Annotated in this window: 16 protein-coding genes and 1 pseudogene; 10 read left to right on the top strand and 7 right to left on the bottom strand. The window is 73.9% G+C overall.

Annotated elements, in window-relative coordinates; translation table 11 throughout:
• Positions 1 to 42 precede the first annotated feature (42 nt).
• Genes ABGA98_RS07365 through ABGA98_RS07355 form a run of 3 tightly spaced genes read left to right on the top strand, consistent with a single transcriptional unit; the run spans position 43 to position 3388 of the window.
• Positions 43 to 813, top strand: coding sequence for a carotenoid biosynthesis protein (locus ABGA98_RS07365; RefSeq protein ID WP_347617381.1), 771 nt, complete (start codon positions 43 to 45; stop codon positions 811 to 813).
• On the top strand, positions 801 to 2240 hold the full coding sequence (crtI, locus tag ABGA98_RS07360) for a phytoene desaturase family protein (RefSeq protein WP_347617380.1): 1440 nt from the start codon (positions 801 to 803) through the stop codon (positions 2238 to 2240). The genes ABGA98_RS07365 and crtI (ABGA98_RS07360) overlap by 13 nt, the downstream gene beginning before the upstream one ends.
• Positions 2237 to 3388: a glycosyltransferase family 2 protein gene (locus ABGA98_RS07355; protein ID WP_347617379.1), complete on the top strand. Its 1152-nt coding sequence runs from the start codon at positions 2237 to 2239 to the stop codon at positions 3386 to 3388. The genes crtI (ABGA98_RS07360) and ABGA98_RS07355 overlap by 4 nt, the downstream gene beginning before the upstream one ends.
• On the opposite strand, the gene ABGA98_RS07350 is transcribed toward ABGA98_RS07355, so the two are convergent.
• A complete protein-coding gene (locus ABGA98_RS07350) occupies positions 3339 to 3935 on the bottom strand; it encodes a glycerol-3-phosphate acyltransferase (protein WP_347617378.1) in 597 nt (198 codons plus the stop codon). The genes ABGA98_RS07355 and ABGA98_RS07350 overlap by 50 nt on opposite strands.
• Here ABGA98_RS07350 and ABGA98_RS07345 point away from each other — a divergent pair.
• Complete coding sequence (locus ABGA98_RS07345) at positions 3910 to 4614, top strand: spheroidene monooxygenase (RefSeq protein ID WP_347617377.1); 705 nt, start codon at positions 3910 to 3912, stop codon at positions 4612 to 4614. The two genes, ABGA98_RS07350 and ABGA98_RS07345, sit on opposite strands and share 26 nt — an antisense overlap.
• 5 nt (positions 4615 to 4619) lie before the next feature.
• Here the strand turns inward: ABGA98_RS07345 and plsX are convergent, their stop codons facing one another.
• The 5 genes from plsX to ABGA98_RS07320 form a co-directional block, all read right to left on the bottom strand.
• Positions 4620 to 5579, bottom strand: coding sequence for a phosphate acyltransferase PlsX (plsX, locus tag ABGA98_RS07340; RefSeq protein WP_347617376.1), 960 nt, complete (start codon positions 5577 to 5579; stop codon positions 4620 to 4622).
• A gap of 5 nt (positions 5580 to 5584) precedes the next feature.
• Positions 5585 to 6484: a phytoene/squalene synthase family protein gene (locus ABGA98_RS07335; RefSeq protein WP_347617375.1), complete on the bottom strand. Its 900-nt coding sequence runs from the start codon at positions 6482 to 6484 to the stop codon at positions 5585 to 5587.
• On the bottom strand, positions 6481 to 7941 hold the full coding sequence (gene crtI / locus ABGA98_RS07330) for a phytoene desaturase family protein (RefSeq protein WP_347617374.1): 1461 nt from the start codon (positions 7939 to 7941) through the stop codon (positions 6481 to 6483). The genes ABGA98_RS07335 and crtI (ABGA98_RS07330) overlap by 4 nt, the downstream gene beginning before the upstream one ends.
• Before the next feature lie 8 nt (positions 7942 to 7949).
• The gene (locus tag ABGA98_RS07325; protein WP_347617373.1) at positions 7950 to 8996 is read right to left on the bottom strand and encodes a polyprenyl synthetase family protein; all 1047 of its coding nucleotides are present in this window, start codon (positions 8994 to 8996) and stop codon (positions 7950 to 7952) included.
• A gap of 244 nt (positions 8997 to 9240) precedes the next feature.
• Complete coding sequence (locus tag ABGA98_RS07320; protein ID WP_347617372.1) at positions 9241 to 10542, bottom strand: aminotransferase class V-fold PLP-dependent enzyme; 1302 nt, start codon at positions 10540 to 10542, stop codon at positions 9241 to 9243.
• Between the two features lie 313 nt (positions 10543 to 10855).
• Between ABGA98_RS07320 and ABGA98_RS07315 the strand changes: the two genes are divergently transcribed.
• The 5 genes and pseudogenes from ABGA98_RS07315 to ABGA98_RS07295 form a co-directional block, all read left to right on the top strand.
• Positions 10856 to 11218: a hypothetical protein gene (locus tag ABGA98_RS07315; RefSeq protein WP_347617371.1), complete on the top strand. Its 363-nt coding sequence runs from the start codon at positions 10856 to 10858 to the stop codon at positions 11216 to 11218.
• A 91-nt stretch (positions 11219 to 11309) separates the two neighbouring features.
• Positions 11310 to 12401: a PLP-dependent cysteine synthase family protein gene (locus ABGA98_RS07310; protein ID WP_347617370.1), complete on the top strand. Its 1092-nt coding sequence runs from the start codon at positions 11310 to 11312 to the stop codon at positions 12399 to 12401.
• Positions 12398 to 13645 (top strand): MFS transporter, encoded by a 1248-nt coding sequence (locus ABGA98_RS07305; RefSeq protein WP_347617369.1) that lies wholly within the window; start codon positions 12398 to 12400, stop codon positions 13643 to 13645. The genes ABGA98_RS07310 and ABGA98_RS07305 overlap by 4 nt, the downstream gene beginning before the upstream one ends.
• Before the next feature lie 145 nt (positions 13646 to 13790).
• Complete coding sequence (locus ABGA98_RS07300; RefSeq protein ID WP_347617368.1) at positions 13791 to 14177, top strand: metalloregulator ArsR/SmtB family transcription factor; 387 nt, start codon at positions 13791 to 13793, stop codon at positions 14175 to 14177.
• Positions 14174 to 14788 (top strand): annotated as a pseudogene (locus tag ABGA98_RS07295) (cation transporter); the annotation flags it as partial. The gene ABGA98_RS07300 and the pseudogene ABGA98_RS07295, both read left to right, overlap by 4 nt.
• A gap of 69 nt (positions 14789 to 14857) precedes the next feature.
• Here the strand turns inward: ABGA98_RS07295 and ABGA98_RS07290 are convergent.
• Positions 14858 to 15286, bottom strand: a complete 429-nt coding sequence (locus ABGA98_RS07290; RefSeq protein ID WP_347617367.1) for a DUF1232 domain-containing protein — start codon at positions 15284 to 15286, stop codon at positions 14858 to 14860.
• Positions 15287 to 15422: 136 nt separating this feature from the next.
• Between ABGA98_RS07290 and ABGA98_RS07285 the strand changes: the two genes are divergently transcribed.
• Positions 15423 to 15896: a carboxymuconolactone decarboxylase family protein gene (locus tag ABGA98_RS07285; RefSeq protein WP_347617366.1), complete on the top strand. Its 474-nt coding sequence runs from the start codon at positions 15423 to 15425 to the stop codon at positions 15894 to 15896.
• Positions 15897 to 15928: the final 32 nt, after the last annotated feature.

Below are 15928 nucleotides of genomic sequence, written 5' to 3'. Positions count from 1 at the left end.
GGGCACGTGCATCGTGAATGCGGCCGCTCCGGAAGACAGCGTGTGGAACAGACGTCAGGCGAACGGGTGACGGGTGCGGCCCTGCGGCCGGCACGCGCGCTCGGCGTGCTGTCGCTGCTCGCCATGATGACCATGCAGGTGGCGTCCGGGCTGGACGCGCGGCCGGAGCGGTACACCGGGCTGATCGTGGTGCTGCTGGCGGCGTGTGCCGTGGCCTTCGCGGCCGGCACGTGGGGGACGGCCAGGGCGGTGGCCGCGTTCGGCGCGGCGGTGCTCACCGGGTACGCGGCCGAGGTGGCCGGGGTGCTGACCGGATTCCCGTTCGGCGTCTACCGCTACAGCGACGTGCTGTGGCCGCAGGTCGGCGGCGTCCCCGTCGTGGTGGCGCTGGCCTGGGGCGGCATGGGGCTGGCGGCGTACGCGGTGGCGGCCGCCGTCGCGCCGGCGGGGAGGTGGGCGCGGGCCGTCGCGGGCGCGGGCGCGCTGACCGCGTGGGACCTGTTCCTCGACCCGCAGATGGTCCGGCTCGGGATGTGGACGTGGGCCGACGGCGGCTCGTACCGCGGCATCCCGCTGAGCAACTTCGCGGGCTGGCTGCTGGTGTCGGCGCTGGTCATGCTGGTCGTCGGACGCGTGTGCGGCGACGCCGGGCCAGGGCGGGGGCTGCTCGCGCTCTACACGGTCATGGCGGTGATGGAGACGGTCGCCTTCGCGGCGGTGTTCGAGCCCACCGACCCGCTGGTGGCGGCGACCGGAGGGATCACGATGGGCGCGTTCGCCGCGCTGGCCTGGAGGCGGTCATGGCAGAGGTGACGGTGATCGGCGGCGGCGTCGGCGGCATGGTGTGCGCGCTGCTGCTGGCCAGGCAGGGGCACGAGGTCCGGCTGTACGAGCGGTCCGCGCGGCTGGGCGGCAAGCTGGCCGAGCACCGCCGGGACGGGTTCGCCTTCTCCCTCGGGCCTTCGCTGCTCACCATGCCGGAGCTGTTCCGCGAGCTGGGGCTGCGGCGCGAGCTCGTCGAACCGGAGCTGCTGTGCCGCTACCGGTTCGCCGACGGCACGGTGCTGGACGCGCCGCGGGACCCGGAACGGATGGCAGCCGAGGTGGAGCGGCTGGCCCCGGGGGAGGGACCGAGCTGGCGCGCCTTCCACGGCTGGGCGCGGGGCTGCCTGCGGGCCGCGCACCGGACGGTGTTCGCCGGGCCGCTGATCCGCCCGCCCGGCCAGGCCAGGCTGTCCGACCTGCTGGCCGTGGCGCCCGCGCGTACGCTGGACGGGCTGGCCCGCCGCTACTTCCGTGACGCCCGCCTGCGCCAGTACACCGGCCGCTACGCCACCTACGCCGGGTCGAGCCCCTACCTCGCGCCCGCCGCGCTGGGGTGCGTGCCGGCGCTGGAGCACGGGCAGGGTGTCTGGTACACGCCCGGTGGCCTGGCCCGGCTGGCCGACGACCTGGCCCTGCTGCTGAAGACGGCAGGTGTGCAGGTGTTCCTGTCGGAGCCGGTCGCCGCCGTCGAGGCCGGCGGTTCCCGCGTCACGGGGGTACGGCTGGCGAGCGGGGAGCGCGTGCGCTCCGACGTCGTGGTGGCGAACACCGACGCCGCCGCCCTGTACGCGCGCCTGCTGCCGGACCGCCGGCGGCTGCGCCGCATCGCGCGGCTGGGACGCTCGTCGTCCGCGCTGCTGCTGCTGGCCGGGGTGGAGGGGCGCACGCCGGGGCTGCCGCATCACTCGGTGCTGTTCTCGGCCGGCTACGAGCGGGAGTTCGCCGACATCTTCGAACGCGGGAGCCCGCCGCGCGACCCGACGATCTACGTCGGCTGCTCGGCCGTGGACGACCCCTCCCAGGCCCCGCGCGGCGCCGAGAACTGGACCGTGCTGGTCAACGTGCCCGCCCGCGACCCCGGCCGATGGCCGATCGGGGTGCGGGCGTACCGGGATCTCGTGCTGGAACGGCTGGCCGAGCGCGGTCACGACCTGGCGGGCCGGCTGCGTTTCGTCGACGTCTTCACCCCGGCCGATCTGCGGGAGCGCTACGGGTCCTGGGGCGGCGCCATCTACGGCAGCGCCTGCCGGGGCAGGCTGGCGCCCTTCCTGCGCCCGGGCAACCGGGGGCCGCGCCACGGCCTGTACCTGGTGGGCGGCTCGGTGCACCCGGGCGGCGGGCTGCCGATGGTGGCTCTGGGCGCGCGCATCGTGGCCGGGCTGGTGGCACGGGACTTCCCTGGGGGCGCGCGGTGAGGCCGCTCACCGCGGCGCAGGCCGTCGCGGCCGCTGTCGTCGTCGCCAGGCTCGCGCGCGGCCGGCGGCGGCTGCCGCGGCTGCGGCCCCGCCTGGACGCCGGCATGACGATCTCCGTGGTGATCCCCGCCCGCGACGAGGCGGCCAGGATCGGGCCGTGCCTGCGGGCCGTGCCGGCGGCCCCCGCCGTGACCGAGGTGATCGTCGTCGACGACGGATCCCGCGACGGCACGGCACAGGTGGCCGCGTCGCTGGGCGCCAAGGTCGTCACCGCGGGACCGCTGCCCCCGGGGTGGGTGGGCAAGCAGTGGGCGCTGCACCAGGGGACGGCCGCCGCCACCGGCGAGGTCGTGGTGACGCTCGACGCCGACGCCCGGCCCGCGCCCGGCCTGTTCGGCGCTCTGGCGGCCGCCTTGGAGCGGTACGACCTGGTGAGCGCCGGTCCGCGGTTCGTCTGCGACGGCGTGCTGGAGCAGGCCCTGCACGCTTCCATGCTGGCCACGCTGGTCTACCGGTTCGGGCCCATCGGCCCGCCGAGCCCGCCGCCGCCGCGCCGCGTCGTCGCCAACGGCCAGTGCATGGCCTTCCGGCGGGCCCGGATGGCCGAAGCGGAGGGGTTCGCACTCGTACGTGATCGCATGACCGACGATGTGGCGCTGGCCCGCTGCCTGGCCGGGCGAGGCTGGACGGTGGGCTTCCTGGACGCGGGCGGCCTGCTGGAGGTGGACATGCACGACTCGGTCCGCGAGCTGTGGCGGGAGTGGGGCCGTTCGCTGCCGCTGCGGGACGTGACCGGGCCCGGCCGGCAGGCGGCCGACCTGGCCGTCCTCTGGCTGACCGGGGCGCTGCCCGTGCTCCGGCTGGCCGCCGGCCGTCCGGCCGCGCTGGACGTGGCGCTGCTGGGGATGAGGCTGCTGCTGGCCAGGGCGTTGCGGGGCAACTACCGTGAACCGGGCGCGGGCGTGCTGCTGTCGCCGCTGCTCGATCCGGCGTCCGCGTTCCGGCTGACCCAGGCCACGCTCCGACCCGTCCGCACGTGGCGTGGCCGTACGTACCCGGACGGCGGCGGCACGTGGCGTGGCCGTACGCACCAGGGCGTCAGCGTCGGCGGGCGGCCAGCGCGGCCAGGCAGAAGCGCAGCCCGATGAGGCACATCAGCCCGCCGGTGGCCGCCACCACCTCCACGGGCGCGAACAGCAGTTGCAGCACCGGCACCGCGAACACCGCCAGGCGCGCCCCCACGGCGAACGAACGCAGCGCCAGCGCCGTCACGACCAGCACGGCCACCGCCAGCACGAACGCCGGCGGGCAGATGACCGCGACGCCGCCGGCGAAGGTGAGGACCGAGCGGCCGCCACGGAAGCCGGCGAAGACCGGCCACGCGTGCCCGGCCATGGCCGCCGCCACCGCGAGGTACACCGGCACCACGCTCCCACCCGTCACCACGCCGAGCCCGGTGGTGTGGCCGCCGCTGACCACCAGGCCCGCCAGGGCCGCCAGCGTGCCCTTCAGCGTGTCGCCGGCGAACACCGGCACGGCCGCCCGCCGCCCGAGCTGCTCCTGGACGTTCCAGTACCCCGGGTTGCGGTCGCCGACGGCACGCGGATCGACGCCGTGCCCGCCCGCCACCACGACCGCGACCGGCACCGAGCCGAGCAGGTAGCCGGCGGTGACCGCCACGAGCACCTCGACCATCGCCTCGTTCCACCTCGTCCGGTACGGCAGCGCGGGCGCCATGAAGCACATGGCCTTCGACCGGCCGCTGCTGCGGGGCGCCGGCGGGCTGCTGTTCTGGCGGCTGCTCGGCACCGGCCGGGGCCGCTCCATGTCGCTGGGAGCCGATCTGCGCCGGTGGGCGCTGTTCGCGGTCTGGCGCGGCGAGGACGACCTGGAGGAGTTCCTGCGCGCCTCGCCGATCGCCGCCCGCTGGCGTGCGGAGGCGTACGAGAGCTGGCACGTGCGGCTGGCCCCGTTGGCGTCGCGCGGCGCCTGGGCCGGGCGCGACCCGTTCGACGGCATGGCGGCCCGCCACGACGGCGGGAGAGGGCCGGTGGCGGTGCTCACCAGGGCGTCCATCCGGCCCGGCCGCCTGGTCGCCTTCTACCGGTCGGTGCCGCCGGTCGACGACCTGCTCAGGCGGCAGGACGGCTGCCTGCGCTCGATCGGCATGGGGGAGTGGCCGCTGGCCCGGCAGGCGACGTTCTCGCTGTGGCGGGACCAGGAGGCGGTGCGCGCCTTCGCCTACCGGGACGGGGCCCATCAGCGGGTCATCCGGCAGGTACGGGCGCACGACTGGTACGCCGAGGAGCTGTTCGCCCGCTTCACCCCCTACGCCAGCGAAGGAACCTGGAATGGCGCCGACCCACTGCGCTGAGCGGGTCATGTCGCCCGCTCCGCCGCCGCCTCGATGCCGGTCGCCGGTCCCGGCCCCGCCAGCGCGTACGCCACCACGCACGCCCGGGCGATCGTGGCGGCCGTCGAGGAGCCGTGCGCGACGACGACGGTACCGCGCAGGCCGAGCAGGGCGGCGCCGCCATGGGTCTCCGGGTCGTAGCGGCGGGCCACCTCCGCGAGCTGTTGCGGGGAGGCGATGCCGGCCTGGGCGACCATGGTCAGCGTCGTGCGTACGCACCCCTCGACGTTCTTCAGCACGACGTTGCCGGTGAACCCGTCGGTGACGATCACGTCCACGGTGCCGGCCAGCACGTCATGGCCCTCGACGTTGCCGTGGAAGCGCAGCGGCAGAGCGGCGAGCAGTTCCCCGGCCTGGCGGGTCAGCCGGTTGCCCTTGCCCGGCTCCGACCCGATCGACAACAGCCCCACGACCGGGTCGGGGCGGCCGAGCACGGCTCGCGCGTACCCGGCGCCCAGCAGCGCGAACTCGGCCATCATGGCCGGGCTCGGATCGGCTGTCGCGCCGGCGTCCACCAGCACGCTCGCGCCACCCCGCAGCGACGGCAGCGCCACGGCCAGCGCGGGCCGCCGCACGCCGGTCCGGCCGATGCCGCGCACCGCGCAGGCGACCACCGCCCCGGTGGATCCCGCGGACACCAGCGCCCCGCCGCGGCCCCGGCCGACCAGCTCGCAGCCGACCGCGAGACTGGAGGTCGCCAGCGCCGTGGCGGCGGGGCCGCGCTCGGCCATCGGGACGGCGTCGTCGGCGTGCACCACCTCGAGCTCGCCCGTCGCGCCGTGCCTGCGCAGCTCCCCGGTCATGCGCGGTTCGTCGCCGACCAGGATGACCGGCACCTTGTGCGCGCGCCACGCCGCCACCGCACCGGCGACCGTCTCCGCCGGTCCGTGGTCGCCGCCCATCGCGTCCAGGACCACAGGCCGCACGGTTGTCACGGGAGTTCCACGCGGACGCGGCGCTCGGTCCTGCCCGCCTCGGCGGAGGCCAGCAGGTGGCGGGCGAACACGGCCGCCCGCCGCCGGCGCGGCACCCGTACGCGGCCGGCCAGGACCTCGAACCCGCCGCGCTCGATCTCGTCGAGGATGCCGCCGTAGAGATCGACGGCGGCGCGTACGCACGGCCGTGACGAGGCGACCAGCAGGCCGATGCCGCCGGCGGCGGCGCGGTAGTGCTCACGGGCGCGCCCGGCCTCGAAGGCCAGCAGGTGCCGTACGGCCCGCCCGGTGCGGGCGGCGCCCAGCTCGCCCGGCTCGACGCCGAACCTGCCGAGGTCCTCCATCGGCAGGTAGATCCGGCCGCGGGCGAAGTCCTCGCCGACGTCACGCAGGAAATTGGTGAGCTGGAAGGCCAGGCCGAGCTGGCGGGCGGGCTCGCGGGCCGCCGCTTCGCGGCCTGGCGCCGGCTCCAGCACCGGCAGCGTCATCGTGCCGATGGCGGCGGCCGATCCGGCCATGTAGCCGAGCAGGTCGTCGTAGGTGGCGTACCGGGTCACCGACAGGTCCGCGCGCATCGAGGCGAGGAAGGCGCCGATGTCGTCGTGGTCGATGCCGAAGGAGTTCACGGTGTGCAGCAGCGCCGGCAGCACCGGATCGTCCGGTCTGGCCCCGGCGAGCCCGGCCTCGACCCTGGCGCACAGGCCGTCGAGCGCTCGGGACCGGTCGGCGGTCATGGTGAACGAGTCGACGATCTCGTCGGCGTAGCGGGCGAAACCGTACAGCGCGTGCACGTGCCGCCGCTTCCACTGCGGCAGCAGCCGGGTGGCGAGATAGTAGGAGCGGCCGTACCGGGCGTGGAGCCGCCGGCACCGTTCGTAGCTGGCGGTGAGCGTCAACGGGCCTCCTTGAGGATGCGTTCGGCGGCGAGCCGGCCGGAGATCAGCACCGTGGGCACCCCGACACCGGGCGCGGTGTACATGCCGGCGAAGTGCAGCCCCGGCACCCGCCGGGCGACGGCGGAGGGGCGCAGCCACGCCGTCTGGGTGAGGCGGTGGTCCAGCGCGAACGGCGTGCCCGCGCTGTGCCCGCGCGCCGCCCAGGCGGGCGGGTCCACCACCAGCCGGGGCGCACCCGCGAGGTCGCCGTAGCCGAGCGTGGCCAGGCGGCCGAGCAGCCGCGCCTCCAGCTCCGGGCGCAGCCGGCCCCAGTCGGCCCGCCGCAGGTTGGGCGCCGGTTCGAGGACGCTGAGCGTGGCGTGCCCGCCGGGCGCCGTTTCGCCGTCCGGCTCGGGGCAGGTGACCAGCAGGCTCGGGTCCGGCTGCGGCCGGCCCGCCGCCAGCGCGGCGAACGTCTCCTCCCAGGTCCGCCCGAAGTGCAGCGTGTGGTGCGCCTGGCCGGCCGGGGGGCGGTCCAGGCCGGCGTGCATCACCAGGCAGGAGGGGGAGTGGCGAGGACGGCGCAGCCGCCAGTCGTCCGCCCGGGCGGGCAGCAGCCTCCGGGCCGCCAGCCGGTCGCAGGCCACGACCACCTGCCTGGCGGGCAGCCGTTCGCCGTCCTCCAGCCGCACCCCGGTGACGCCGCCGCCGTCCGTCTCGACCTCGCGAGCGCGCACGCCGTAGCGGATGCCCGTGCCCAGCTTCTCCAGCAGCGCCGCCATGGCGGCCGGTATGGCGTGCATGCCGCCGCGCTCAGGGAAGAACACGCCGCCGACGGTGTCCATGTGCGCGATCACGGCGTAGATGCCCAGCGCGTGCTGCGGCGACAGGCCCACGTACAGCGCCTGGAACGTGTGCGCCCTGATCAGCCGCGGGTCCGTCAGGTGGCGGGCCGCCAGGCGATCCAGCCGGCGAAAGCCGCCGAGCCCGGCCAGCCGGAGCAGCGCGGCCGGCCGGGCCAGGCCGCGCAACCTGGTCATGTCGGCGTTGATGAACGTCGGCCACTCGATCCGGAAGAGCTCGCCGAGCAGCCGCCGGTAACGCTCGTAGCGCGCCGCCTCCGCGGGCCCGCACACCATCCGCACCTGCTCGGCCATCGCCTCGCGCTCCGGCAGCACGTCCAGCCGCGACCCGTCGTCGAAGACGAGCCGGTACGACGGTTCGAGGCGGCGCAGCGGCAACCAGCGCCGCAGCTCCTCCCCCGCCGCACCGAAGACCTCGGCGAGCACGCCGGGCATGGTCAGCACGGACGGGCCGGTGTCGAACCGGTACGCCCCGACGCGGGCGGTGCCGCAGCAGCCCCCGGGCTCGTCGAGAGCCTCGACCACGGTGACCTCGCGGCCGGCCGCGGCCAGGTGGACGGCCGCCGCCAGGCCGCCCAGACCGGCTCCGACGACCACGACAGGACTCGGGCTCATGCCGGGGCTCATTCGGGGGCTCCCGCGGCGCACAGGGCCGCCAGCTCGACCAGAGCCTGTCTGGCCTCGGGAGGGATGCCGGGCGGCTCATCCAGCGCCGCGACCGCCTCGCCCGCGAGAGCGGCGATGCGCTGCTCCGCCGCGTCCAGCGCGCCGCACTCGACGATCAGCCTGCGCGCCGCCGCCACGCCGCGCTGATCGGTGACGTCGTCCAGGATCGGGCTCCCGGTCCGCCGGCGGGCGGCGGCGAGCAGGTAGGTCGCCTTGCCCTGGAGCAGGTCGGCCCCGGCGGGCTTGCCGGTCGCGTCCGGGTCGCCGAACACGCCGTTGACGTCGTCCCTGAGCTGGAACGCCTCCCCCAGCGGCAGCGCGTACGCGCTCAGCAGCCGCAGCGTGCGCGGGCAGCCGCCCGCGACGGCGTGCCCGAGGTGCAGGGGCCGCTCCACGGTGTACTTGCCCGACTTGTAGAGGGAGATGAGCCTGGCCTGCTCGTCGTCGCCTTCGCCGCCGGGTGTGCGGGCCAGGTCGAGGTACTGCCCGCCGATCGCTTCCACCCGCAGCCGGGTGAGGACGTCGAGCGCGGCACCCAGCCGCGGACCCGTCTCAAGCAGGACCGCATCGGCCCAGCTCAGGGCCAGCAGCGCCAGCAACGTCGCAGCCGACTCGCCGAACCGGGCGGCGTCGCCCCGCCGTCCCGACCGCCGGTGCAGGCCGGCCAGCGCGACGTGCGCCGTCGTCCGGCCGCGCCGCGTGCCCGCCTCGTCCATCACGTCGTCGAGCAGCAGCGCCGCGGCGTGTACGAGCTCCATGGCGCACGCCGCGGGCAGCACCTCCTCAGGCCGCCCGCCACCGGCGGCCCGGTAACCCCAGTAGACGAACGCGGGCCGCAACCGCTTGCCGCCCTCCAGGACGAACGCCACCAGGAGTTCGCGCACCAGGTCGACGTCCGGGCCGTCCAGGAAGTCGAGCCGCCCTACCTGCTCGTCCAGCAGTCGCGCCAGGTGCCGGTCGATCAGCTCGCGCACCTGGCCGGCCTGCGAGGTCACCGTGTCCACGCACGCAGCTCCTTCTGTCGCCATACAAGCTTTCGCAGGAGGAGCGGACCTGGTTGCACGATCCGGAATGCATCTTCACGGTAACCACCGGACACCGGTTCCCAAACGGGACACGCCCAGGGCTTCAAACGTTGCTGTCCAGCCATGCGACGATGCCGCGCACGTACACGTCGATGTTGATCAGCGGGCGGCCGTCGAAAACCCCGACGGGATGCCCGACGCTGAGTGGTCAACGCTGCTCCGGTCACCGGCACCCGGTACGCGCGCAGATGTCGTTCAGGGCGGCCGCCAGCCGGTCCACGTCGCCGGCGGAGGTGAACAGGGCGGGTGTGACGCGGACGGCGTCGCCGCCGCTCATGCCGCTGCGGGCGACGGTGAAGATCCGATGCCTGGTCATGAGGTCATCGGCGATGGCGACGTTGTCGACCTTGGAGGTCCGGCCGTGGAGCCGGAAGGCGGTGATGGCGCCGTACATGCCGGGTTCGTCCGGGGTGAGGATCTGCACGGAACCGAGCTCGCGCGCCTGCCGCACCCAGCGGTCACGCAGGAAACGCAGGCGGGCCTGCTTGACCTTCGCGCCGAGGGTCTCGTGGAAGTCGAGGGCGGTGTCCACGGTCAGGTGCGGCGCGACGTTCATGGTGCCGGAGTGCACCCGGGAGCGGACGTCGGAGGCCGGGTAGGTCTCGTCGTTGTAGAGGAGGTCGATGTCGGCCAGGCGGCCGTCGCGGATGTAGAGGAACCCGGCGCCCAGGGGCACGCCCATCCACTTGTGCAGGGAGAAGGCGGCGAAGTCGGCGTCGAGGTCGGTGAGGGTGAAGTCGAGCTGGCCCCAGGAGTGGGCGGCGTCAACGATGACGTCGACGCCTCGCCGGCGGGCCATGGCGACGATCTCGCGGACCGGCGTGACCAGGCCGGTGCGGTTGTTCATGTGGCTGAGCAGGAGCAGCCGCACCTTGGGGCGGCGGTGCAGCGCGCGCTCGTACGTGTCGAGCACGGTCTGGCGGGTGGCGGGCTCGGGGATGACGATGCGCTCGACGTGGACGCCTCGCCGGGCCGGGAGCCAGTTCATGACGTACTGGGCGCTGTGGTAGTCGAGGTCGGCGTACATGATCGCGTCCCCGGGACGCAGGCGGTTGTAGCCGGCGATGAGGTTCTGCAGGGCCTCGGTGCCGCCCCGGGTCAGCGCGATCTCGTTCCCGGTGACGCCGAGCAGGGCGGCGATGCGCTCGCGTACCTCGTCGGCGCGCGGCTTGTACTCGGTGCGCAGCAGGTGCGAGCTGCGTTCGTTGAGGTGGTCGACGTTGCGGTGGTAGGCCCGCCGTACCGCGTCGGGCATGATCCCGTAGTAGCCGTTCTCCAGGTTGACGAAGTCGGGGCTCACCTGGAACTGCCTGGCGACCGTGCCCCAGAAGCGCTCGTCGCGGGCCAGAAGCTCGGGGCTGACACCCTGCGGCACGGTCAGCGCCCCGGCCGCGGCGGGACGGATCGCGGCACCGGCCGCCAGCGCGCCGAACCCGGCCACCATCCGGCGTCTGGACAAAGTCATAACGGGCTCCACCTGATATCAGCGAAATTCACGGACGGCGAACGCGGCCGATATTCCGCGCGCGGCACGATGTTTTCTTCTCCCGTGCCGGCGAGACACGGCGCAAATGGCAGGACACTCAAGAGGATGAACACGTAGGGCTGCACGATCTTCATGTGACGCGCGCCGCACGTCGCATGAAGGCGAGAGCTTTACTTGAACCTTTGCTGCTGCTGGGCGCGTCAAACCGCCTCGCGGGCACTATCACCCAGTGATGCTCGCGACACGATCTGCCCGATCTCGCCGCCCGGCCGCATGCGGAGCCGGTCGGCTGATGGCGCATGTGGTGCTCGCGATCACCTTGGTCGTCAGCGTGGTGTTCGCCCACGGCGGCGCATGCGCGGCCGTGGAACTGTCGGAAGGGCCCGCCCACAGCGCTCACCTGCCCGGCGCCGACCGCGCACACGCCGAGCACGACGCGCGGTGCCTGCACCGCGAACTGCCGGCACGCCACCGGCACGGAACGGAAGCGGACTGCTCGGTGACCAGTCCCGCGGGCGCGCCGGCTCCCGTGGCGCTGCCCGCGTCCGCGTCCCTCTCTCCTGCCCGGCCCGCCGGAGAGGCTCCTTACGCGCGGGCGGATCTGGACTGCCTTTCCGCACCCCATTTGGCGGACCTCTGTGTGATGCGCATATAGGACTCGCGGCGTTCGTCAGCCGTCCACTGTCCGTTCACATCGCGGGCGTTCTGTTCCGCGAGTCGCGCTCTTCACATCGGGGTTTTCAACAATGTCATCGCAAACGACTTTCGCGCGCCCGCAAGAGGCGCCGTCCGCCGGTTATTCGGCGCTTTCTCTTACCGTCGGGAACACGCCGCTGGCCTTCATCTCCCAGCCGTTCGTGCCGGGCGGCGGAGGTTTCTGGGCCAAGCTGGAGGGCTTCAACCCGGGCGGGATCAAGGACCGTCCCGCCCTGCACATGGTCCGCAGGGCACGGGCTCGGGGAGACCTCCTGCCGGGCGCGACCATCATCGAGTCGACCAGCGGCACCCTGGGGCTCGGTCTGGCGCTGGCCGGGATCGTCTTCGGCCACCCGGTCGTGCTGGTGGGCGACCCTGGCATGGAGCCGCTCATGTGCCGGTTGCTGGCCTCCTACGGGGTACGCCTGGAGATCGTCACCGAACCGCATCCCGTCGGCGGCTGGCAGCAGGCCCGCCGCGAGCGGGTGCAGCGTCTGCTGGCCGAGATCGGCGGCTCCTACTGCCCCGACCAGTACAACAACCCCGACAACGTCGAGGCCTACGCCGGGCTGGCTCACGAGTTGCTGGCCCGGCTCCCGCACATCGACGTGCTGGTGTGCTCGGTCGGCACGGGCGGGCACAGCGCGGGCATTTTCAACGTGCTGCGCCGCCACTTCCCCGACGTGAGGCTGGTCGGCGTCGACACGGTCGGCTCGACCATCTTCGGGCAACCCGCACGCCCTCGGCTGATGCGCGGTCTCGGCTCCAGCATCCACCCGCGCAACGTCGCCTACGACGCCTTCAGCGAGGTGCACTGGGTCAGCCCCGCCGAGGCGGTGTGGGCCTGCCGTTCGCTGGCCGGCGGTCACTACATCTCCGGCGGCTGGAGCACCGGCGCCGTGGCGCTGGCGGCCCGCTGGCTGGCCCGCGTGCACCCCGGCCAGACGATCGTGGCGATCTTCCCTGACGGGCCCTGGCGCTATTACGGCACCGTCTACGACGACGTCTACTGCGGCGCCCACAACCTGCTCGCGGGCCCTCCGGCCGATGAGCCCGATCTGCTGGCCTCCGCCGCCTCGCGCGAGGTGCACCGCTGGAGCCGCTGCACCACGGTGACCGACCCGCTGGGCGGCACCCGGTGAAGGACACCCTGCGGCAGTTCCGCTCCTTCGACCGGCCCATCCAGCTCCTGCAGATCAACCAGCTCGGCATCAACCTCGGCTTCTACATGCTCATGCCCTACCTCGCCCGCCACCTGGCCGACGACGTGGGCCTGGCGGCCTGGACGATCGGACTGATCCTGGGCCTGCGCAACGCCAGCCAGCAGGGCCTGTTCCTCATCGGCGGCACCCTGGCCGACCGGCTCGGCCACAAGCCGCTGATCATGGCCGGATGCGCGCTGCGCACCCTCGGGTTCGCGGCGTTCGGGCTGAGCACCTCCCTGCCGCTCCTCGTCGGCGCCGCGGTCGTGACCGGGCTGGCCGGGGCGCTGTTCAACCCGGCGGCGCGCGCCTATCTCGCCGCCGAAGCCGGCGAGCGCAAGGTGGCCGCCTTCGCCGTGTTCAACGTCTTCTACCAGGGCGGCATCCTGCTCGGCCCGCTGCTCGGCCTCGTGCTGCTGGGCGGCGGGTTCACCGTCGTGTGCCTGAGCGCGGCGGCCATCTTCGCGGCGCTGACCCTCCTGCAGGCCCGATACCTCCCCCGCCGCGGCGCGGCCCCGGCCGGCGAGCGGCCGCCGGTGCTGAGCGAATGGCGGCAGGCGTTCGGTGACCGGGCCTTCGTCGCCTTCGCCACGGCGATGATCGCCTCGTACGCGCTGTCGTACCAGATGTATCTGGGCCTGCCGCTGGAAGTGGCGCGCATCGGCGGCGGCGACGCCGGCGTGATGGCCCTGTACGCGCTGTCCGCGCTGCTCGGCATCGCCGGGCAGGTGCGCGTCACCGCCTGGTGCGCCGCCCGCTGGACCCGCGGTCAGGCGATCGCGCGGGGCCTGGCCCTGCTCGGGCTGGCCTTCGTCCCGCTCGCGGCCACAGCGCCGCTGCCGCTGCCGCCGCCGTGGGCGATGACGGCGGTGATCGCCTGTACGACCCTGCTCACCCTCGGCACGCTCGTCGCCTTCCCGTTCGAGATGGCCACCATCGCCGACATGGCAGGAAACCGGCTGGTCGGCACCTACTACGGCCTGTACAACCTGCTCTCCGGCATCGGCATCCTGGCCGGGAATCTGGTGGCAGGCGCCCTGGTGGACGTGGCCCGCTCCTCCGGCATGGTGAGCCTGCCGTGGCTGCTGCTGGCCGTCGCCGGTCTGGTCTCCGCGGTCGCGGTCGCACGGCTGGAACGCCGCGACCGGATCCCGGCCACCAGCCCGCTGCAGGCCACCGCCTGAGGGTCCCGGCCCAGCCCGCTGCAGGCCACCGTCCGAACGTCCCGGCACCGCCTGGGCCCTCCGGACGGAAGCCCGAGGGGCCACCCGCTCCTCGGGCGAGGCGCATTCGTGCTATGGCATGCCGATTTCGGGCTATCATCGTCATATGGCGATCAATCAGGAATCCGGCCTGTGCGTCAGCGCCGACATCGCCGCCGGCGTCCCTCCGGCGGCGGCGCTGTTCCACTCCCTGGGTGACGAGACCCGGCTGCGTATCGTGGCGCGACTCGCCCGCGGCGAGGCCCGCGTGGTCGACCTGACCGCCGAGCTCGGGCTGGCGCAGTCCACGGTGTCCAAGCACCTGGCCTGCCTGCGCGGCTGCGGCCTGATCGACTATCGCGCCGAAGGGCGGCAGTCGTTCTACTCCCTGACCCGGCCCGAGCTGATGGACCTGCTGGCCTCGGCCGAGCAGTTGCTGGCAGCCACCGGCCACGCGGTGACGCTCCGCCCCGCTCCCGGTGCCGCGCTCGACGCAGGGGACGTCATGGCATGACGGCGCTCAACCCGCCCGCCCCTGACCGGCGGACGTCGCTGCGGCGCCGCATCCGCCTGCTGGTCGCGGCCACCATCACCTACAACGTGATCGAAGCCGCCGTGGCCATCACCGCCGGCAGCATCGCCTCCTCGGCCGCGCTGATCGGGTTCGGCCTCGACTCCGTCGTCGAAGTCGCCTCCGCCGCCGCCGTGGCCTGGCAGTTCTCCGCCACCGACCACGAGGCGCGGGAGAAGACGGCGCTGCGCGTGATCGCGATCTCGTTCTTCGCCCTGGCCGCCTACGTCACCTTCGACGCCGTACGGGCGCTGCTGGGCGCCGGCGAGGCCGAGCACTCCACCCCCGGCCTGATCCTGGCCGCCCTCTCGCTCGTGATCATGCCCTTCCTGTCGTACGCGCAGCGCCACGCCGGCCGTGAACTCGGGTCCGCCTCCGCGGTGGCCGACTCCAAGCAGACCCTGCTGTGCACCTACCTGTCGGCGGTGCTGCTGGCGGGCCTGGCGCTCAACAGCCTGTTCGGCTGGTCCTGGGCCGACCCGATCGCCGCGCTGGTGATCGCCGCCGTCGCGGTCAAGGAAGGCCGCGAAGCGTGGCGCGGTGACGCCTGCTGCCCGCACCCCCTGGCCGACGAGGTCGACACCACGGAGAACTGCTGCCCGCCGGCGCCCGCCGCAGGACGGTCAGGGCTGCCCCGAGCCGGGTGGGGCCAGGCCGGTCAGCCGGGCCAGGGCGGCGAAGCCGTCGTCGGTGCCCGGCCAGTGCCGGCGTACGACGTCGATCCCGGCACGGCGCACCACCGACCGGAGCACGGCGACCACGATGATGGCGTCGTCGGCGTAGCCCAGGACCGGGATGAAGTCCGGCACCACGTCGATGGGAAGGGCCAGGTAGGCCAGCAGCAGCGCGAGCCGGACACGGACGCCGCGGGGCAGGGCACGGTCGGCGGCCAGGCGCCGGATCAGGCGTAGCACGTCGGGCAGCAGCCGCAGCGCCTCACGCAGCAGGGCGCCGCGCGGCCGGACGACGGCCAGGGCCGCGACCAACACCGACCAGGTGACCAGCAACGCAACGGCGACCCCGATCAGCAGATCCCAACCCCAGACCCCCATCACGAAAGGCTATCTGGCGCGCCAGGGGCCGGATCGGCGTTGGAGGGAGACGCAGGTCACATCGGGTTGGCCGTGACATCTCGCCGGACTGCTTCGTCGGTGGGGGTGTAACAGCCAACACGGCAAGGAGAACAGCATGGACACCCGTCTCGACTTCGTCGGCAGCCCGATCGCGGCGAAGCTCCTGAAGCACATCCTGTCCGCGGGCAGGGTCATCAACGATTCGGCCCTGCCGGCCGCGACGCAGGAGCTGGTGGCGCTGCGCGTCAGCCAGATCAACGGCTGCAGCGTGTGCGTCGACATGCACACCAAGGAGGCCGCGCACCGCGGGGAGACCTCCGTACGCCTCAACCTGGTCGCGGCGTGGCGGGAGGCGACGGTCTTCACCGACGCCGAGCGGGCCGCCCTGGAGCTGGCCGAGCAGGGCACCCGCGTCGCCGACGCCGCCGGCGGCGTCACCGACGAGGTCTGGGCGAACGCCGCCAAGCACTACGACGAGGACCAGCTCGCCGTCCTGGTGGGCCTCATCGCCATCATGAACACCGTCAACCGCCTGAACATCATCACCCAGCAGCCCGCCGGCGCCTACCAGCCCGGCCAGCACGGATAGCGGCGTTGTCTCGGTGAGGGCGGTTGCGGCCA

The organism is Nonomuraea sp. B1E8, from assembly GCF_039871515.1.
Taxonomy (GTDB): Bacteria; Actinomycetota; Actinomycetes; order Streptosporangiales; family Streptosporangiaceae; genus Nonomuraea.
The sequence above is the reverse complement of the archived record's forward strand: the minus strand, read 5'-3'. Positions and strand labels throughout refer to the sequence as shown.